The sequence below is a fragment of the Pseudomonas sp. B34(2017) genome (assembly GCF_002112915.1).
Taxonomy (GTDB): Bacteria; Pseudomonadota; Gammaproteobacteria; order Pseudomonadales; family Pseudomonadaceae; genus Aquipseudomonas; species Aquipseudomonas pharyngis.
The window spans coordinates 744,664-762,942 of record NZ_NEJA01000002.1; the positions used below are offsets into that span (position 1 = coordinate 744,664).

At 61.0% G+C, this 18,279-nt stretch carries 21 protein-coding genes and 1 tRNA gene; 11 read left to right on the forward strand and 11 right to left on the reverse strand.

Annotated elements, in window-relative coordinates:
* The first annotated feature begins 72 nt into the window (after nucleotides 1-72).
* Nucleotides 73-1,041: an AraC family transcriptional regulator gene (locus tag CAF80_RS08810; protein ID WP_085667189.1), complete on the forward strand. Its 969-nt coding sequence runs from the start codon at nucleotides 73-75 to the stop codon at nucleotides 1,039-1,041.
* A 29-nt stretch (nucleotides 1,042-1,070) separates the two neighbouring features.
* Here CAF80_RS08810 and CAF80_RS08815 read toward each other — a convergent pair whose 3' ends face one another.
* On the reverse strand, nucleotides 1,071-2,981 hold the full coding sequence (locus tag CAF80_RS08815) for a tyrosine-protein phosphatase (protein ID WP_085667190.1): 1,911 nt from the start codon (nucleotides 2,979-2,981) through the stop codon (nucleotides 1,071-1,073).
* 224 nt (nucleotides 2,982-3,205) lie between these two features.
* Between CAF80_RS08815 and CAF80_RS08820 the strand changes: the two genes are divergently transcribed.
* Genes CAF80_RS08820 through CAF80_RS08830 form a run of 3 tightly spaced genes read left to right on the forward strand, consistent with a single transcriptional unit; the run spans nucleotide 3,206 to nucleotide 4,430 of the window.
* Nucleotides 3,206-3,460 (forward strand): DUF4880 domain-containing protein, encoded by a 255-nt coding sequence (locus tag CAF80_RS08820; protein WP_085667191.1) that lies wholly within the window; start codon nucleotides 3,206-3,208, stop codon nucleotides 3,458-3,460.
* A 55-nt stretch (nucleotides 3,461-3,515) separates the two neighbouring features.
* Nucleotides 3,516-4,010, forward strand: a complete 495-nt coding sequence (locus CAF80_RS08825; RefSeq protein ID WP_085667192.1) for a PaaI family thioesterase — start codon at nucleotides 3,516-3,518, stop codon at nucleotides 4,008-4,010.
* Nucleotides 4,011-4,034: 24 nt separating this feature from the next.
* The gene (locus tag CAF80_RS08830; protein ID WP_039773100.1) at nucleotides 4,035-4,430 is read left to right on the forward strand and encodes a RidA family protein; all 396 of its coding nucleotides are present in this window, start codon (nucleotides 4,035-4,037) and stop codon (nucleotides 4,428-4,430) included.
* A gap of 3 nt (nucleotides 4,431-4,433) precedes the next feature.
* On the opposite strand, the gene CAF80_RS08835 is transcribed toward CAF80_RS08830, so the two are convergent.
* The 4 genes from CAF80_RS08835 to CAF80_RS08850 are packed head-to-tail and all read right to left on the reverse strand — an operon-like array spanning nucleotide 4,434 to nucleotide 8,669.
* On the reverse strand, nucleotides 4,434-5,552 hold the full coding sequence (locus CAF80_RS08835) for an agmatine/peptidylarginine deiminase (protein WP_039773098.1): 1,119 nt from the start codon (nucleotides 5,550-5,552) through the stop codon (nucleotides 4,434-4,436).
* A 47-nt stretch (nucleotides 5,553-5,599) separates the two neighbouring features.
* Nucleotides 5,600-6,703: an extracellular solute-binding protein gene (locus tag CAF80_RS08840; protein ID WP_039773096.1), complete on the reverse strand. Its 1,104-nt coding sequence runs from the start codon at nucleotides 6,701-6,703 to the stop codon at nucleotides 5,600-5,602.
* A 1-nt stretch (nucleotide 6,704) separates the two neighbouring features.
* The gene (gene aguB / locus CAF80_RS08845; protein WP_085667193.1) at nucleotides 6,705-7,613 is read right to left on the reverse strand and encodes an N-carbamoylputrescine amidase; all 909 of its coding nucleotides are present in this window, start codon (nucleotides 7,611-7,613) and stop codon (nucleotides 6,705-6,707) included.
* A 3-nt stretch (nucleotides 7,614-7,616) separates the two neighbouring features.
* Nucleotides 7,617-8,669, reverse strand: coding sequence for an agmatine/peptidylarginine deiminase (locus CAF80_RS08850; RefSeq protein ID WP_085667194.1), 1,053 nt, complete (start codon nucleotides 8,667-8,669; stop codon nucleotides 7,617-7,619).
* A gap of 137 nt (nucleotides 8,670-8,806) precedes the next feature.
* Between CAF80_RS08850 and CAF80_RS08855 the strand changes: the two genes are divergently transcribed.
* Complete coding sequence (locus CAF80_RS08855; RefSeq protein WP_039773090.1) at nucleotides 8,807-9,694, forward strand: LysR substrate-binding domain-containing protein; 888 nt, start codon at nucleotides 8,807-8,809, stop codon at nucleotides 9,692-9,694.
* Here the strand turns inward: CAF80_RS08855 and CAF80_RS08860 are convergent.
* A complete protein-coding gene (locus CAF80_RS08860) occupies nucleotides 9,676-10,836 on the reverse strand; it encodes a radical SAM protein (protein ID WP_074690795.1) in 1,161 nt (386 codons plus the stop codon). The genes CAF80_RS08855 and CAF80_RS08860 overlap by 19 nt on opposite strands.
* A gap of 69 nt (nucleotides 10,837-10,905) precedes the next feature.
* Nucleotides 10,906-11,853: a LysR family transcriptional regulator gene (locus CAF80_RS08865; RefSeq protein ID WP_085667195.1), complete on the reverse strand. Its 948-nt coding sequence runs from the start codon at nucleotides 11,851-11,853 to the stop codon at nucleotides 10,906-10,908.
* A gap of 134 nt (nucleotides 11,854-11,987) precedes the next feature.
* Here CAF80_RS08865 and CAF80_RS08870 point away from each other — a divergent pair, with 134 nt between their 5' ends.
* From CAF80_RS08870 to leuD, 3 genes are all read left to right on the forward strand, one after another.
* The gene (locus tag CAF80_RS08870) at nucleotides 11,988-12,404 is read left to right on the forward strand and encodes a RidA family protein (RefSeq protein WP_074690794.1); all 417 of its coding nucleotides are present in this window, start codon (nucleotides 11,988-11,990) and stop codon (nucleotides 12,402-12,404) included.
* Between the two features lie 122 nt (nucleotides 12,405-12,526).
* Nucleotides 12,527-13,948 carry a 3-isopropylmalate dehydratase large subunit gene (leuC, locus tag CAF80_RS08875; RefSeq protein ID WP_085667196.1) on the forward strand — a complete coding sequence of 474 codons (1,422 nt, stop codon included), beginning with the start codon at nucleotides 12,527-12,529 and terminating at the stop codon, nucleotides 13,946-13,948.
* Nucleotides 13,949-13,951: 3 nt separating this feature from the next.
* Nucleotides 13,952-14,560, forward strand: a complete 609-nt coding sequence (leuD, locus tag CAF80_RS08880) for a 3-isopropylmalate dehydratase small subunit (RefSeq protein ID WP_039773080.1) — start codon at nucleotides 13,952-13,954, stop codon at nucleotides 14,558-14,560.
* Between the two features lie 37 nt (nucleotides 14,561-14,597).
* Here leuD and CAF80_RS08885 read toward each other — a convergent pair whose 3' ends face one another.
* Nucleotides 14,598-15,515 carry a LysR substrate-binding domain-containing protein gene (locus CAF80_RS08885; RefSeq protein ID WP_039773187.1) on the reverse strand — a complete coding sequence of 306 codons (918 nt, stop codon included), beginning with the start codon at nucleotides 15,513-15,515 and terminating at the stop codon, nucleotides 14,598-14,600.
* Nucleotides 15,516-15,668: 153 nt separating this feature from the next.
* Between CAF80_RS08885 and CAF80_RS08890 the strand changes: the two genes are divergently transcribed.
* Together CAF80_RS08890 and CAF80_RS08895 are read left to right on the forward strand one after the other, a co-directional pair.
* The gene (locus CAF80_RS08890; protein WP_039773079.1) at nucleotides 15,669-15,875 is read left to right on the forward strand and encodes a hypothetical protein; all 207 of its coding nucleotides are present in this window, start codon (nucleotides 15,669-15,671) and stop codon (nucleotides 15,873-15,875) included.
* 229 nt (nucleotides 15,876-16,104) lie between these two features.
* Nucleotides 16,105-16,179 (forward strand) — tRNA-Gln (locus CAF80_RS08895).
* A 51-nt stretch (nucleotides 16,180-16,230) separates the two neighbouring features.
* Here CAF80_RS08895 and CAF80_RS08900 read toward each other — a convergent pair.
* From CAF80_RS08900 to CAF80_RS08910, 3 genes are all read right to left on the reverse strand, one after another.
* On the reverse strand, nucleotides 16,231-16,623 hold the full coding sequence (locus CAF80_RS08900; RefSeq protein WP_085611866.1) for a DUF1801 domain-containing protein: 393 nt from the start codon (nucleotides 16,621-16,623) through the stop codon (nucleotides 16,231-16,233).
* 153 nt (nucleotides 16,624-16,776) lie between these two features.
* Complete coding sequence (locus tag CAF80_RS08905; RefSeq protein ID WP_039773076.1) at nucleotides 16,777-17,118, reverse strand: hypothetical protein; 342 nt, start codon at nucleotides 17,116-17,118, stop codon at nucleotides 16,777-16,779.
* Between the two features lie 86 nt (nucleotides 17,119-17,204).
* Entirely contained in the window at nucleotides 17,205-17,852 is a 648-nt protein-coding gene (locus CAF80_RS08910; RefSeq protein ID WP_039773075.1) for a hypothetical protein, read from the reverse strand.
* A gap of 163 nt (nucleotides 17,853-18,015) precedes the next feature.
* On the opposite strand from CAF80_RS08910, the gene CAF80_RS08915 reads away from it, so the two are divergent.
* Complete coding sequence (locus tag CAF80_RS08915) at nucleotides 18,016-18,261, forward strand: hypothetical protein (RefSeq protein ID WP_039773074.1); 246 nt, start codon at nucleotides 18,016-18,018, stop codon at nucleotides 18,259-18,261.
* Nucleotides 18,262-18,279: the final 18 nt, after the last annotated feature.

Sequence of the window (18,279 nt, forward strand, 5' to 3'; positions counted from 1 at the left end):
TCACATCGGCGTCATTCTCCCTTGGTAACGTCGTCGCGCCCCGATGCCCCGACCACCAAGGTGACCCTCCCGGTGTACTCAAGCCCGACACGCCAGACCCTCATCCTGCGATCCGACAACATGGCCAGTGACGACTTCGGCGCCCTGTTCTCGCGAATGTTCGGCAACCGTTATGGCGACACACCACCGCCGCCCAAAGACATCATCATTGGCGGCGTTTACGGGCGGTACGAAGACGTGAGTTTCCGGCGCATGCATTACCGGGGCGATTTCACCGTCGCCTTCCCCGAGCCGTTCGATGAAATCACCTTCGTCATTCCCACCGCCGGCAAAATCGTGTTCAACCATGAATCCGTGGGGCTGTGCGATGTGGGGCTGGCCATCGACAAGGCTGACCTGCGTTCGATGCGTTTTATCGACAATCATGCCCAGCACGGCGTGTCGATCAGCCGTGCGGCGCTCACCGAACGGCTGTCGACCCTGCTGGGCAAACCGATCGTGCACAAGCTGCATTTCGAGCCGAGGGTGGATCTGAACAGCCCGGCGTTTCAGGGCATTCGCGCGCTGATCGATCTGGCCACCGGTGCGGAATTCGATCTGCTGTTGAACGCTGGCTCGCTGATGCCGTCACGGCTGCGGGAGATGCTGGTGGACGCGGTATTGGAGGCCTGGCCACACAACTTCAGCGAGGCCTTGCGCCGTCCAGAGGCATTGATTGCGCCCAGGCATGTGCGGCAGGCGATCGATTACATTCAGGCGCATCCCGAGATTCAGGTCAGTGGCACGGATCTGGCGCGGCTGGCCAACGTCAGCCTGCGCGCATTGCAGGAAGGGTTTCGACGGTTTGCCGGGGTGTCGATTGTCGGGTATCAGCGGCAGGTGCGGCTGGAGCGCGCTTACGAAACGTTGCGTCAGGGCGTTTCGCCGTCGGTGACTGAGGTGGCGCTGCGATTGGGCTTCAGCAATGTCGGCCGGTTCAGCCAGTATTTCCAGAATGCCTACGGCGTGAGCCCGGCCGAGGTGCGAAAAGGATTGCGCTGAGGCAATCCTTTTTCTTCACCTTCAGTTGATCAGAACTGATAACTGGCCTTGAGCGCGCCGCTGAAACCGTGGCTGTCGCCGCCACCGCTGGCACCGACTTCTGCACCCAGACTCAGGGCACCGAGGTTGGCCATCAGGTTGACGCCGCCGCTGAACTGATCGCGATTGTCGAACGCCGCGCGCTGCTCGATATCCAGCCCCAGCAGGTGCCCTTCGCTGTCGACCTGATGATCGCCCAGCACATGCTCGTAACCGACCCGCACGCCCGGCACCAGTTGCCACGCGCCCATCGACATCGGGGCGAACGAGACGTCGAGATTGGCCACGGCGCTGCGGCGGGTTTCCTGAATGTCATCGACATTAAGGGCCAATTCGCTGCCCTTCTCCTGAAAGCCCGACAGGTCCAGACGGCTGACCCGCACGCCGAGGCTCGGCTCCAGAATCACAGTGTTCAGCGGCATGCGATAACCCAGCGCCAGCGTCGCGCCGCTGAGATTACCGTGGGTGTCGCCCTTCGCCGAGCCGAGGCCGCCGCCGAGGTCGCGTTTGCTGTCGTAGTCGACATAACCGGCGCTGATGTTGGCATCGACAAACAGGCCACGTTCCAGACTGGTGAAACCATAACGGGCACCAAGGTCGAGGAAGGTGAAATCGGTGTCAGCCTCCCCACCTGCGCCGCCCACCGAGCCTTTGCTGTAACCGATGCCGCCGCGAGCGCTGAATTGTTCGGAGAAGCGCTGAGTGACGCCAACCATCAGGCCCTGACTGTGTTCGTTGCTGCTTTGCGCATGGGCCGAACCGTCGGTGCCCAGGTAACCGGCGAGCGCGGTGCTCCACAACCGGTACTGGCCGACCTTGAGGTCGGTGCCGCTGGCGAACGGCGCGGCGGCCTGCTCGATCATTGCGTTCTGACGCAGCAGGTAACTCGCAGCATCGGCGTGCACCTGACCGCCGACCGTGGACTCGACACCGCCGAGGGTGCCGGCGTCGATGGCCGATTGCAGGTAGTAGTTGTAGGCGCTGTAGGTGCCCGAGAGTTTACTGTTCTGCAACTCCCGCAACAGTTGCGCACCGGCGGCAGCGTTGCCGATAAGCCCGGCCTGACCCGGCAGGCTGTTGTACTCGACCATTTTGCCGCGCAGCACATAGATGGTTTCCTGGGACAGACCCAGCCCCTGCTTGAGGTAGTTGTCCATGCTGCCGTACTGCGCGGCCACCTGATCGAGGCCCGCTTGCAGATAACTCGCCTCGACACCCAGCAGCGGCGCGTAGATCGCGGCCATGCTCGGCGGCATCATCGCCAGGGTCTTGGCGACCCGTTCGGCGGTGTAGTCGTTGGTCGCCAGGTAATTGCTCATGATCGTGGCGTTATCCACGCCGGCGATGCTCAACAGAACGGCAGCGGTCCAGCCGGTGCGGTCCTTGCCGGCGGTGCAATGGAACAACGCGGCGCCGTCGACACCGGCCAGTTCATTGAACAGCGCACCGAACTGACCACGCATGCCGGCATCGCTGACGAACGCGCGGTTGGTCTCCTGCATCATCGCAATCGCATCGGCTGCGCTTTTGAACGACACGGTGGTGATGTTCGCGCCGGAGGTGGTGCTGCCGATGATGTCGATGTTCTGGTAGGTCGCACCGCTTGGCATCGTGTCCGGCGTGCTGGCAATTTCGCTGGGCGTGCGCAGGTCGTACACCGACTTGATCCCCAGACCGTTGAGGGTCGCCAGGTCCGCCGCCGTCGGCGTCAGGGCATTGGAGCGGTAGAACACACCGGCGCGCATTGTGCCGTCATGGGCCGTGGAATAGGCGGTGGTGGTGCCTGCGATATCCCGAAAATTGTCGATGCCCGCCAGACGCGAGGTATCGAGATCGGCGGCCTGGGCGGCAGCAATGGACAGACTCAGCACGGACAGCGAACACACAAGACGTTGAAACACGGGGCAGCCTCACTGGAAACAGGTTGGGCTGCCCACTATCTGCATTGAAATGTGACCGAATATGACAATTGCGCGAGGGCCAGAAATAGCGGCGCGATCTGTCCGTTTGCCGCGTTTTCTGTCCGTTTTACCTGCACTGACCGTGTAAATCTTCGACACGTTTTGACGTTTTTTTTGCAAGGGCGAACGTAGAATGCCCTCTCCGGCCATCGTGGAAACCGTCAATGAACGACGCAGATGAAGAAATCCTGAACCAGGCAGCGCACTGGTGCCTGCGCCTGCAGGAGGACGATTGCACACCTGACGAACGCCACGCGTTCCAGCAGTGGATTCAGCAAAGCCCGCGCCACGCCTTCGAATACGCGAAAATGCTGGAAATCTGGGACATCAGTGAGCAATTGCCGAACCACTCGACGACTCGCAAAAAACTGCTGACCGATCCTCCCCGGCCCGCCGCGAAGGAGCAATCCTCACGGTGAGCATTCGGGGTTAGAATCCGCGGGGTTCGGCTTACAGTTTAAGGATGATCCCGGCATGGCCACCCCCGACATTTCCCTGCAAGACACCGCCGCCCCCGAGGGCGTCTGCTTCGGCTGCGGCAGCCGTAACCCCCACGGGCTGCACATCAAAAGTTTCTGGCACGAAGACGGCGTGCACGTCATGGCCGAGCATGTGCCCGAGGCCAAATACTGCGGCTGGCCGGAACTGGTCTACGGCGGCCTGATCGCCATGCTGGTGGACTGCCATTCCAACTGGACGGCGATGGCCTACCACTATCGGACCGAGCAACGCGAACCCGAGACCCTGCCACGCATCAACTGCGTCACCGGCAACCTCGGCATCAAGTTCATCAAACCAACGCCAATGGGCGTGCCGCTGACATTGAAGGCAAAAGTCGAAGGTGAAGTCGGGCGCAAGACCCGGGTGATCTGCGAGGTCTACGCCGGGGAAGTGCTGACGGCGGTGGGTGATTCGGTATTCGTGCGGGTGGATACCGAGCAGTTGGCAGCGGCCGCGCACGGTCGCTGAAATCCGTCATTGAAGGAAAACACCATGCCCGATCGCAAAATCATCATCCCCGAATCCATGAAAACCATCGTCGAACGCGCCGGTTACGCCCCGGCGGTTCTGGTCGGCGACACGCTTTATTGCGCTGGTCAGGTGGGCCGCACCGCTGATTTGCAAGTCATCGAAGACCCCGAGCAGCAATTCATCCGCGCCTGGGAAAACCTCGACGAAGTGCTGAAGGCCGGTGGCTGCACGTTCAACGATGTGGTGGAGATGACCACCTATCACGTCGACATGAGCCAGCACATGCCGGTGTTTCGTGAAGTGAAAAACCGCGTGTTCCCCAAAGGTTTCTGCGCCTGGACCTGCATCGGTGTCAGCGAGCTGGCCCATCCGGGGCTGCTGGTGGAAATCAAATGCGTGGCGGTGCGCAGAAGCTGAGCCTCACGCCGGCTGGTGACTGGTCACGCAGTGAATCCCGCCACCGCCGGCCGCAATGGCGTCGATGTTGATCTGCACCACGTCGCGGTTCGGGTAGAGTTTTTTCAGCAGGTCGAAGGCCTTTTTGTCGGCGTCCTTGTCGCCAAACTCCGGGGCGATCACCGCGCCGTTGATCACGAAATAGTTGATGTAACCGGCGGCGAAATCGTCGTTGTCTTTGTTGAATTTGGTCTTGCGCGGTTTCAGCGGTGGCGAAACGGTGTGGATCTGCAACGGGCGACCGTCGGCGTCGGTGGCCTTTTTCAGGATTTCCAGGTGCGCCAGGGTGACCTTGTTGTCGTAGGAGCGCGGGTCGGTGTCGAGGTTGGCGATCACCACGCCGGGCGTGACGAAGCGCGCGTAGAAATCGACGTGGGCGTCGGTGATGTCCTTGCCCTTGATGCCCGGCAGCCAGATGATCTTGCGCAGACCGAGGCGTGCTTTCAGTTCCGCCTCGACGTCAGCCTTGCTCCAGCCGGGGTTGCGGTTTTCGTTGACCCAGCAGCTTTCGGTCATGATCGCGGTGCCTTCGCCGTCGACTTCGATGCCGCCGCCCTCGCCCACCAGTTCGCTGCGCTGGTAGGTCGCCTGCGCATCGGCCGCCACGCGCTTGGCGATCTTCGCGTCTTTCGAATGCTGTTGCTTGTTGCCCCAGCCGCTGAAGTTGAAGTCCACCGCGCCCAGGCCATTCTTGTCGTCGATGACGAAGTTGGCGCTGATGTCACGCATCCAGATGTCGTCGAGGTTGGCGATCTGGTAGGTGATATTGGAGGTGCCGCAAATCTCTTCGGCCAAGCTGCGTTCTCCGCTGCGGCAGTAGATGGTCAGCGGTTCGTAGCGGGCAATAGCGCGGGCGATCCGGCCGAGGGCTTCCTGGACGTCTTCGGTGAAGTCTTCCCAGATCGCGTCCTGCGCGCCGAAGGCCATGTAGGTGCGTTCGTGTTTGTCGCCCTCGTCGGGCATGAACCAGCGACCTTCGCTGGCCGCCAGCAAACGCGCCGGTGACAGGCCAAGGCCCATGACAGCAGCGCCTGCGCCGGCGGCGACTGAAACCTGTTTGATGAACTCGCGACGAGTCGGCATGTGTACGTTCCTGATGGGTAAGGGGCCACCAAGGCAGCCCGGAAAAATCACTGTGCAGTGGCGGTCTTGAATTTGGTCCAAGTGCGCATGCGGGCGCGCATGTCGGCCTGGGGAATATCCTTGCCCGTTATCAGACGAGCATAGGTCGCTTCGTCGAGGTAGATGTCCGGGTTGTTGCGCATGGCCTCATCCACGTTCGGCCGGGCCTTGGCGTTGGAGGTCGGGTAACCGGTGAAATTGCTGATCGCAGCCATGTTCTCCGGACGCATCACGAAGTTGATGAATTCGTAGGCGTATTCCGGATGTTTGGCATCCACCGGAATGGCCATGGTGTCCATCCACACCGTGGTGCCCTCGCGCGGCACGCGGTACTGGAAGCGCGTCTGCTTGCCGGCGCTGTCCGAGGTGCGCTGGGCCTGGGTCATGTCGCCGCTGTAGCCGAGGGACAGGCACAGGTTGCCGTTGACCAGATCGGTCACCGGTTGCGACTGGAACTTGCGGATGTACGGCCGCAGCTTCATCAGCAAGTCACTGGCCGCTGCCAGATCCGCAGGCTTGGCGCTGCGCGGGTCGCGGCCCAGATAGTTGAGCACCACGGCCAGTACTTCATCCGGCGAGTCGATCATCGAAATCCCGCAATCGGCAAACTTCGCGGCCAGTTCCGGTTTGAACAGCATGTCGAGGCTGTTGACCGGGGCGTCGGCCATGCGTTGCTTGATCTGCTCGGCGTTGTAGGTCAGACCGATGGTGCCCCAGGTGTACGGCACCGTGGCCTTGTTCGAATGCTCGTAATGACTGCGCAGCTTTTGCAGGCCCGGTTCGATATCGTTCATCGCGGTGATCTTCGAAGGATCCAGCGGCAACAGGCTGCCGGCGCGCATCAGGCGTTCGGCCACGGTGTCGCCGGGGAAGATCAGATCGTAGCCGCTGCCGCCGGAGAGCATTTTGGCTTCCAGGGTTTCGCTGCCGTCCATCACGTCGTAGATCACCTTGATCCCGGTTTCGGCGGTGAATTTGCTCAAGGTGCCTTCAGCGAAATAATCCGCCCAGTTGTACAGCCGCAGGGTCTTGTCTTCGGCGTGTACAGCAGGCATCAAACCGGCCAGCGCCAGGCCCAGAGCGCCCAGTAACCACTTGTGTGAAGTAGGCATATCAGACTCCTTGAGGATTCCAGCGGGCGTTAAGGTGACGGCCGTCCTGGCTCAACAAGGCGCCGTACATTTCCGGGCGGCGGTCGCGGTAGATGCCCCAGCTCAGGCGATCTTCACGCATGGCTGCCAGATCCAGGCTTTGCACCAATACGCCGGTGCTGGCGCGATCGGCTTCGGCGAGCATTTTTCCCTTGTGGTTGCAGATGAACGACGAGCCGTAGAAATTCATTTGCAGCGCCGCATCAGTGCCCGCCACTTCGCGGCCAACCCGGTTGGAAGCGATCACCGGCAGCAGGTTGGCAGCGGCGTGGCCACGCATGGTCATCTGCCAGTGGTCCCGCGAATCCAGATCCGCGCAGCCCGGTTCCGAGCCGATGGCGGTCGGAAACAGCAGCACTTCAGCGCCCATCAACGCCAGGCAGCGGGCGGTTTCCGGGAACCACTGATCCCAGCAGATGCCGACGCCGAGGCGACCGAACGCGGTGTCCCAGACTTTGAAACCGGTGTCGCCGGGGCTGAAATATTCCTTCTCTTGATAGCCGATGGCGTTGGGGATGTGGGTCTTGCGGTACACGCCCAACAGGCGTCCGTCGGCATCGGCCACGCTCAGGGAGTTGAAGTAGGCGTTGCCGGCCTTCTCGTACCAGCTCAGCGGCAGCACCACGCCCAGTTCACGGGCCAGCGCGGCGAAGCGCGACAGCACCTGACTGTCGCGGTACTCCTCGGCCAGCGCCATATGGTGGTGGCTCTGTTCGATGCAGAAATACGGCGTGGCGAACAGCTCCTGCAACAGGATCACCTGGGCGCCCTGCGCGGCCGCTTCACGCACCAACTGCTCGGCGCGATCGAGGTTGCTTTTCAGGTCCCAGGTGCACGGCATCTGGGTAGTGGCGACTTTCAGCAACGTCATCGATCAACCCTCCACCGGCCAGGCTGGCTGTTGCTGGGTGATGCAGTGCACACCGCCGCCGCCATGGGCCAGGTGATTGATCTGCACCGGCACCACTTCGCGCCCCGGGAATGCCTTGGCCAAGGTTTCTGCCGCGACATGGTCGGCCTCGATGCCGTACGCCGGCATGATGATCGCGCCGTTGGCGATGTAAAAGTTGGTGTACGAGGCGCAGAACACTTCGGCTTCGGTGTCCACTGCATCGGTGGCTTCATACAGTTCGATCAGTTCGAACTTGCGGCCCCGGGTGTCGGTGGCCAGTTCCAGTGCGCGACGGTTTTCCCGCACGACTTCGGCATACACCGAGCTGCGATCGTGCGTCGCGTCCACCAGCAACACGCCGGGACGGGCGAAGGCGCAGACGCCATCGACGTGGCCGTCGGTCATGTCGCCGGTGACGTAATCCGGATCGCCCGGCAGCCAGATGGTTTTCTTCACGCCGAGCAGGCGGCTGAAGATCTCCTCCATCTCGGCCTTGCTCACGCCGGGATTGCGGTTGGGGTTGAGCAGCACCGATTCGGTGGTGATCAACGTGCCCTCGCCGTCCACGTGAATCGCGCCGCCCTCGTTACTCAGCGCCGTGCCGAAGCACTCGCCGCCCAAGTGATTGAGCACGCGGCGGGCCAGGCTTTCGTCCAGATCATGGGCCGACTTGCCGCCCCACGCGTTGAAACGCCAGCTCACCCCGGCCAGACCTTGCTCCGCATGAACGACGAAGCTCGGGCCGGAGTCGCGGCACCAGCTGTCGTTGACCGCCAGCGGAATCAGTTCGATGTTCGGCCCGCACAAGGCTTTGGCACGGGCGATGGCCGACGGATCGACGACCATTTTCACCGGTTCGAACCGGGCGATGGCGTTGGCGACGCGGGCGAAATCTTCCTGCACCAACGGCAAGGTCACGCCCCAGCCCGACTCCCACAGGGCCTGATTGTGGGGCCAGACCATCCAGGTCGCCGCATGCGTCACCCACTCTGCCGGCATCATCCAACCGCTGTTGTTGTTTTTGTTCTGCTGCATGGTAAAAAGCCCTTTGAGTTAAGCCATTGTGTTCAATGAAAACAGCCTTGGCGGCGTTGACGTGCATGCTAATGGCGGCCTGAAGGGCAAACAAACGATGGATTTTGCGGAAAACTGATTAGAGGAACTTATCGATCATGCTGAAACACTGGCCACCCCTCAGCTCGTTGCGCGGCTTCGAAGCCGCCGCAAGGCTGGGCAGTTTTCACAAGGCCGCCGAGGAACTGAGCCTCACGCAATCGGCCATCAGCCAGCAGATCCGCAGCCTTGAGGCGTACCTGGAACAGCCGCTGTTTTTCCGCAGCGGGCGCAGTGTCAGCCTGACCGACGCCGGCCACGATCTGCTCAGCACCACCCAGGCCATGCTGCAGCAACTGTCGGTGGGCATCCGGCGGCTGGGGCAGTACCAGAAACCCAATCAACTGGTGCTCAACACCACGCCGGCGTTTGCCCGGCACTGGTTGCTGCCACGGCTGGGGGATTTCCGCCGTCAGCATCCGAAGGTGGATCTGTGGATTTTCAGCACCGATGAAGTGCCGGACATGGCGACCCAGACCATCGATCTGGCGGTGCGCGACGACATCAGTTCGCAGGCTGAATGCAGCTTCAAGGTGCTGCATGCCGACCGCCTCTACCCCGCGTGTCATCCGAGCTTGTTAAGCGTGCCGAGCGCGCAGCGGACCACGCTGCACGGCGAGCGGGAAATGGACTGGAGCCATTGGGCGGTGGAGTCGGGAATCGATGTCGGCCAGCAGGATCAAGGTTTGAATTTCTCTGATCCCGGCTTGCTGCTGGATGCGGCGTGTTCAGGTCTGGGGATTGCGCTGGTCAGTCAGCTGCTCAGCCGGCAGGCGCAACAAAACGGGCTGTTGCAGCCACTGGTGGAGCAAACCATTCGCGGCCCGAACTGGGCGATGCTGACGCACCGCGACAGCGAGAACGACCCGATGGCGCGATGCTTCAGTCAATGGCTGACAACTCAGCTGGCAGAACCCGATCCGCAGGTTCAGACCGCCGTGAAATGACCTGCGCCGAGCCGGCCTTCCAGTCGACCGAACAGTACGTAATGCTGATAACCGCTGGTGAACGCACCCGTGGAAATCGCATTCCTGACGTCCTGATTCATATGCAGGTATTGCGCTTCGTCGAAGTTCTCGGCACTGACTTCGCCATTGCGCCCAAGCTTGTCGCTCTCGACCGGCGCCCCCATGATAGTGCGCCGCTGGAAATCGATGATCCGGTTGACGGCGTGACTTTCCAGCGGTCCCCGATTGGAGTGTGCCGAGTAGATGTGCAATCCGTTGTTCGCGCAGCGATTGCACATGTCGATGCAGTTCGACTGGGTGGACTTGCGTTCGGTCAGTTGCGCCAGCGGCATGTCCAGGTATTTGCCGACCTGATATTCGGTCTGATTGAAAATCGAACAACACAGGATGGTGTTGCCATTGCAGTCGAGCACCAGCCAGTCATCCTTGAGCGTGCAGGCCTGCTGAGGGTACTGGCGGACCAGATTGACCAGATCGTCGTAGGGTGGCAGCGCGAGTCGCTGCAGGGTCTCGCGATCAGTATCGGTCACCGACGGGTCGCGCTCGATCAGCGCCAGCGTCTTCTCCAGCGGCATCATCACTGAATAGCCGGTCGAGAACTGGAAGCCCAGGCTCTGGCTGAATTCGCGCATCAGCCCTTCTTCTTCCATGTTGTCCAGGTAGCGGTGGTAATAGACCTCGATCCGCGTGTTCAAGCCATGTTGCTGCTTGAGCTCATGCAGTTTGATCATGTTGGCCTTGACGACTTCAATATCGCCGCCCACGTGTCCCTGTTCGTACGTCTGCTGATAAAACCCGGACAGCGAGATACGGAAGAACCATGGATTGGCGAGCATCGCCGTCTCCATGTTTTTCGCCAGATTCAGGTTGGAACTGATACCGCTGCGCAGACCGGCCGCGTTGATGATTTCGACAAACTCGCCGATTCGCGGGTGGATCAACGGCTCGGTCCAGTTATACAGAAAAATCGCCTCGACCCCTTCGCTGCGGGCCTTCTCGACGATCTTCCTGAACATGTCAACTTGCATGGCTTTCTTGAAGTTGACGTTTTCCGAGTTACCCATCGGACACGAAGGGCAGCTCAAATTGCACGCGCCGACAATATCGATGTACATATTCATTGCGAGTGACGCTCCTGGGGTGAATAGCGGTGCATCCAGACTGTCGACTTTTGTGATTGCCGTTATTCGCTATTTTTTTGACAGTCCGAGAGCGCCGCCAGCAAGTTCCGCGCCATTGGCATGCGTGGCCATCAATTCCACGATCCAATCGATAAATACCCGCAGCTTTTGGCTGATATGCCGGTTCGGCGGGTACGCAACGTACAGCGGCATCGGTTCAAGCGCCCAACCCTCGAACAGCGCCACCAACTCACCGCGGGCCTCGTGCACCGCCGACATGTAGCGCGGCAGCCAGAGCACACCCAGACCGGCAAGGCCTGCGGCCAGATAGGCGTTGCCATCATCGACTGCCAGAACATGCCGGCCCTTGATCAGCAGGTTCTCCGTGGCATTGCGCAAGGTATAAGGCACTGGCCTGCCAGTGCGCGCCCAAAGGAAACCGACCACCCGATGATGGCTGTCTTCCAGCTCCCGGGGATGCATCGGGGTGCCGGCGCGGGCCAGGTAACTCGGCGCGGCGTACACGCCAAGTTGAAGATCCGCCACCTTCCGGGCCATCAGCGACTGATCCCGCAGCTCGCCGCCACGGATAACGCAATCGACGTTTTCATCGATGATGTCGACGATCCGGTCGCTGACGCCCATGTCGATCTGGATCTCCGGGTAACGCACGCAGAACTCGGGCAGCGCCGGCACCAGAATCAGATTGGCCAAAGGGCTGGGCACATCGATCCGCAAGCGCCCCTTGGGCTGGGCTGCGGCGCCGGGAAGGCTGGTCTCGGCGTCGTCCATGTCCGCCAGCAACTTGATCACCCGCTCGTAATAGGCCGCGCCGTCCGCCGTGGCGTTGACCTTGCGCGTGGTGCGATTGAGCAACTTCACTCGCAGCCGCGCCTCCAGTTGCTGGACGAGCTGGGTCACGGTGGTCTTGCTCATGTGCAACGTCTCGGCGGCTTTGGTGAAACTCCCCGCCTCCACCACCCGGGCGAAGGCTTGCATCGCGTCAAAACGGTCCATACACCACCTCTGTTAGCGGCTCGATTGTTTGGGATTTGCAAACAGTGAACGCCAAGGTTGCGCGTTTATCACGCCGAGGCAAGTCCCTAAAGTTTCTCCATCGCAGGTTTTCAACTCATTGAAGGAGACTCCCCATGACTAATGTTCAGCCAAAACGCGACGTGGTTTTCCCGCCCGGACGCCATGCGCTTTACGAGCGCAACCGTTATTCCCCGGCGGTTCGTTCCAACGGTTTTCTGTTTGTCTCAGGCCAGGTCGGCAGCCTTGAGGACGGCTCGCCGGAGCCGGATCTGCAACAACAGGTGCGACTGGCCTTCACCAATCTCAATGCGATCCTCGGCGCGGCCGGCGGCAGTTTCGATGACGTGGTGGACGTGACGGTATTCATGGTCGACCCGCAATCGACCTTCGAAACCATCTGGGAAGTGGTGCCCGAGTTCTGGGGCGAGGCGCCGCATCCGACCATTACGGCGGTCGGCGTGACGTGGCTGTATGGGTTTCAGTTCGAGATCAAGGTGATTGCCAGGTTGCCGGAGGAGACACGGGCGTAGGCTTGCGGCAATTGCTCACAATCCGTGTTCAACGGCTTCACTGAAGCGCTCTTGATGCCGTTTCCGCGATCAATATTCTGTCCTCATGTTGTTTTTGCCCCGGACAGAAAAGAGCGCAAGCCATGCCCAGCCCGAGAACGCTGTACCAGAAGCACATCGACAGTCACACCGTCTGCACCCTCGACGATCAGGGCCACGTGCTGCTTTACATCGACCGCCAGGTCGCCAACGAATACACCAGCCCGCAAGCCTTCAGCGGCCTGCGCGAGGCCGGGCGCACGGTGTGGCGGCCTGCGGCGACGCTGGCGGTGGTCGATCATGTGAACCCCACCGCACCGAAACGCATCGCGACCATGCCCGACGCCGGGGGTGCGCGCCAGGTGTCGTACTTCGAAGAAAACTGCCGCGACTTCGGCATCGAGCTGTTCGATGTGCTGGACAAGCGCCAGGGCATCGAACACGTCGTGGCGCCGGAACAAGGCTTCATTTTGCCGGGCATGGTGGTCGCGGCCGGTGACAGCCACACCACCACTTACGGCGCACTGGGCGCCTTCGGTTTCGGTATCGGCACTTCGGAAATCGAACACCTGCTGGCGACGCAGACTTTGGTCTACAAACGCCTGCAAACCCTGCGGGTGACGGTCAACGGTGAGCTGGGCGCAGGTGTTACGTCCAAGGACGTCATCATGGCGCTGATCGAGAAGATCGGTGCGTCTGGTGCCACCGGTTACGCCATCGAATTCACCGGCCCGGCCATCAGCGCCCTCAGCGTCGAGGCGCGCATGACTATCTGCAACATGGCCGTCGAGGCCGGCGCCCGGGGTGCGTTCATGGCACCGGACGACAAGGTGTTCGCCTACCTGCAACACAAGCCGCGTGCGCCCAAGGGCAAGGTCTGGGAGCAGGCCGTCGAGCGCTGGAAAACCCTGCACAGCGACGAGGGCGCGGTGTTTGATCGCGAAGTCATCCTCGATGTTGCCGCGCTGGAGCCGATGGTGACCTGGGGCACCAGCCCCGATCAGGCCTCACCGATCAAAGGGCACGTGCCGGACCCGGCCGCCCAGCCCGATCCAATCCTGCGTCAAGGACTGCAGCGCGCCCTCGATTACATGGGCCTGACACCCGGCATGCCGCTGAACGAAGTGACGATCAGCCATGCCTTCATCGGTTCCTGCACCAATGCGCGGATCGAAGATTTGCGTGAGGTCGCCCGGGTGGTGCGCGGCAAGCGTGTGGCGGCCCACGTGCGGGCGATGATCGTTCCCGGCTCAACCCTGGTGCGCAATCAGGCCGAGGACGAAGGCCTGGCGCAGATTTTTCTCGACGCCGGTTTCGAGTGGCGGCAATCGGGCTGCTCGATGTGTCTGGCGATGAACGACGACGTGCTCGCGCCGGGTGATCGCTGTGCGTCGAGCACCAATCGCAACTTCGAAGGCCGTCAGGGCGCCGGTGCGCGCACCCACCTGATGAGCCCGGCGATGGTCGCCGCCGCCGCCATCAGCGGCCATTTGACTGACGTGCGTACCGTCGCGCTGGAGGCTTGAACCATGCAACCTTTCGACACCGTCAGCGGCAGCGCAGCGCCGTTTCTTGCATCCAACATCGACACCGACGTGATCATGCCCAAGCAGTTTCTCAAGGGCATCGATCGTCAGGGGCTGGATCGCGGGCTGTTCTTCGATCTGCGCTTTCTCGCTTCAGGCGAACCCAACCCTGAATTCGTGCTCAACCAACCGGCTTGGCAGGACGCGGCGTTTCTGGTGACCGGCCCCAACTTCGGCTGCGGCTCCAGCCGCGAGCATGCGGTGTGGGGCTTGAAGCAAGTCGGCATCCGGGCCTTGATCGGCACCACGTTCGCCGGGATTTTCTACGACAACTGCCAGCGCAATGGCGTGCTGGCGATTCAGCTGGGCGACGCGCAGTTCAAGCGCGTGGCCGAGGCGATCAGCGTCCCGGAAACCGCGCGAATCAGCGTGAACCTGGCACAGCAAACCATCGAGCTGGCGGACGGCACGCTGATCGGCTTCGAGATCGATCAGTTGCGCAAACAATCGCTGCTGCTGGGACTGGACGCCATCGGCACCACGCTGCAACGCACCGAGCAGATCCGCGCCTTTGAGGCACGGCATCTGGCGGACAATCCCTGGCTGGCTTGATGGCAAAAAAACGGGCGGTTCACTGAACCGCCCGTTTTCATTCCACGGACAAATCGCGGAAGTACTCTTCCAGAAACTCCACGCACACCCGCAATTTCGCCGACTCGCTGAGCCGGGTCGGATAGACCGCCCAGACGTTGGCGCTCTGGGTGTAGCCGTCCAGCACCTGCACCAGCCTGCCCTGCTCGAGCATCGGTTTGACGTCCCACATCGAGCGCAACAGAATCCCGCCGCCGCTCAAGGCCCACTCCAGCACGATCTCGCCACTGTTGGAGGACAACGGACCATTCACTCGCACCGTTTCTTCCTGGCCGTCCTTGCTCAGGGTCCAGATGCCGAACGCGTTGTTACGCTCCTTGAGCACCAGACAATCGTGGTCTTTCAGATCTTCAAGGGATTGCGGCGTGCCCCGGCGTTCGAGGTATTCCGGCGTGGCGCACAGCACGCGCCGGTTGCTCACCAGTTTGCGCGCCAGATGCTGGCCCGGCAGATCATCGCCGACGAGGATTTCCAGGTCGAAGCCCTCGCCCACCAGATCGACCACCCGGTCGAACACGTCGAGCCGAATGTCGAGTTTCGGGCACGCGCGGGACAACTGGCTGATCGCCGGCGCCACATGATTGCGGCCGAAACCGAAGCTGCTGCAAATGTGCAGCGACCCCGCCGGCTGGTGCCGGGCCTGGGAAATCTCGCCGAGAAACTGATCGAAATCCCCCAGCAGTTTCTCCGCCCAGATCCGCACCCGCTCGCCATCGTCGGTCAGCGCGATGCGCCGGGTGGTGCGGTGCAACAGCTTGGTCGCCAGCGTGGTTTCCAGCACCGAGATGCGCTTGCTGACGTAGGCCGGTGAGAAGCCCAACTCGTCGGCGGCGCTGGCAAAGCTGTTCTTGCGGATGACGGTGAGGAACACCTTAAGGTCTTCGGGCAAGGGAAATTGGTCACGATTCGTGTTCATGGACAATATATTTCCGCTGATAGCATGCAGTTTGCGCAGAATACCACCGAGGCTTTCATTGCTGGTTTGTGCCGCCGACCTGAATGCCATCAAAAAACTCGAACTCGCTCCATGGCGCTGCATCCAACGTTTAACCCAACGGAGGTCAGTGCCATGAACAACGACAGCAAAGCCCCAGCCACGGATACGTCCGGCAAACCGGTCGATGTGGTGAAACGCGATCTTGAGGACCCGGACGACAAGACCCGCGGCGTGGATGAGGTCATCACGCCCTCGTCGACCCGCACCAAGGAGCAGGACGCTGAGGAGTTGCAACGCAAGGTCGACGAAATCGAACGCAAGGTTGCAGACGGCAACTGATCGGTTCATCGAGGCAGGTCTTTGCCAGGTTTTCGGGCTACAGCGGTCGCGCCGGTTTTCTTGGCAATCGCTGAAAAGCCCGAAAAACCTGACCGGCGATACCGTCCGGGAAATAAGTAGCTGTTTTCCCTGAAATTTATTGGTTTCAGGGGTTCACAGATCGCAAGAGCGCTGGTAAAGTGCCGCCCACTGTTGCAGAGGTCCTCCCGGGACTGAAACCAATAGCTACAGGGGCGTCGCCAAGCGGTAAGGCAGCAGGTTTTGATCCTGCCATGCGTTGGTTCGAATCCAGCCGCCCCTGCCATTTTCTTCCTCGTTTCACCCTCCTCCGTTTCACCTCTGCCTCAACGGCAAATCACTTCTTTGAATTCAACGTAATCGCCGAACGCACCAGCGTTTTCAGAGCTTTTGCATCTATTTTGTCGTCTTCGTGAATATCAATCGCCCGCCGGGTATTGCCCTCCAGGCTGGCGTTGAACAGTCCTGACGGATCCTCCAGCGCCGCGCCTTTGGCGAAGGTCATTTTCACCACGGCCTTGTAGGTTTCCCCGGTGCAGATGATGCCGTTGTGCGACCAGACCGGAACGCCGCGCCACTTCCACTCTTCGACGACCTCCGGGTCCGCTTCATGAATGATCGCGCGGATCTCGGCCAGCTTCTGGCCGCGCCAGTCGTTCAGTTCCTTGATTCTTGCGTCGATCAGCACAGAGGGATTCTCGGTCGCCGCGCCGCTGCTGTCCTTCTTCATATCCTTGTACTCCCGAAAACCTTTTCCGCTATCCAGCGTAGCGCCGGCTGCGCCAAACGCCGGGCAAAAAAAGCCCCGCAAGGTGCGGGGCAAAGGAATTGGTTGGTTGCGGCCAACCAAAGGAGCATCGTCAAAAGCGTTAACCGTCAGGCGTTACAGGCACTCCTGAGCAGCCCGTTCAAAACTCGACGGCATGAAACTCGACGCCAGCAAGTGGCGCTCATACAAAAACACCTTCCCACCGTCCTGTGCCTTGTAGGCCTCCAGCACGTTGTCCGCTGCGACTTTGCTTGCCACCACGATCCGGTAGCTGCGCTGGGTCTGCGACACGGTCGGATTCAGCGCACTGCCCTGCAGTTTCGGCACCACGCATTCGGCGTACTGGGCGGGCGTCTTGTGCGTCTGCAAGGTCAGCGTCGGATCGTTCGGCGCAGAGGCGCAAGCGGTCAGCAGCAAAGTGGCAGAAGCCATGGCAGGGATAAAAAAGGTACGCATGGATAAAATCCTGAAAATAAACGGTTCGGTTCTTCGGCAACGTTCAGTGTCACGGGCACTGCCGTTGCCGTTTTTGATTTGGGTGTTCAGCCTGCACTCACCAGGGCTTTGAGCGAGTCATCGAACTGCTTCAAGGCACTCAGTTGCAGATCGCGTTGCTGTTCGATCCCTGCAGCGATTTCGGGCGCTGCCTTGTTGTGTACCCACACCGACGGCAGTTGCTTCTCCACCGCGCCCTCGGCCTTGCCGATGTATTGCAGGTTGGCGTTATAGAAGCGTGCGGCGAACCGCGCTTCGACCTGGCTGTTGCGTTGGGTCAGCAGACGGTTGTGGGTGTCGAGCATCACCACCACGTCCGGATGAGCCTGTACCAGCGCATCAAGGCTGTCGTAGACGGTCACCGAGAGAAACTGTTGTTGCAGCGAACTCATCAGCCAGTCGATGGCCAGCTCCGGGTCGGAGCTGTCGACGAAGGCGTCACGGATCCGCGCATCGAGCGCATTCCTGGCTCCGTTCACCGCCACGTCGTGGTAACGCTCGAGGTATTGCAGGTTGTCCAGGGTGTTTTCGCTGTACAGCACACCGACGGTTTGCGAGTGCTGCAACGCGGCGCTGCTGGCGGCGACGGGCAGAAAATGGCACGACTTGGCGTCGTCTGCATAAGCCGGGGCTACGGTAGCGGCCACCCCGCCCATCAGCAGGGCGACTACAGCCAGTCGGTTCAAAGTCTTCATCGCGCAATTCCTTCAGCGGTGTGTTCGATGGAGGCGATTTTCCGCCCATCGGTGCCAAAGCAGAACTTGCGTTTCTTGATGGTCACTATTACTTGAACCAATAGTTGCGCGGCGTGCAGACTGCGGCACACTCAATCACAACGAAAACAGATGAGGATTACCCGTGCGAACCTTTGATCTGATCCGCGATGCGGTCGTGCCCGAATTCCGCGACCGCGTGGCGGAATACCTTGTCGAATACGAAACGGTCCTGGGCCAGAACGTTGCCGACTCCGAATCAGTGCGGGCCGTCGCCTATCAGCTGCGCGGCTATTTGCGCGGCCTGAACACCACGCGCGTTTTGGGCATGGCGGACTGGGAAGAACTCGACCGGCGCGTGCTTAACACCTGGCTAGCGCCCGCTCGATGACACGCTAGACTCTTCAGG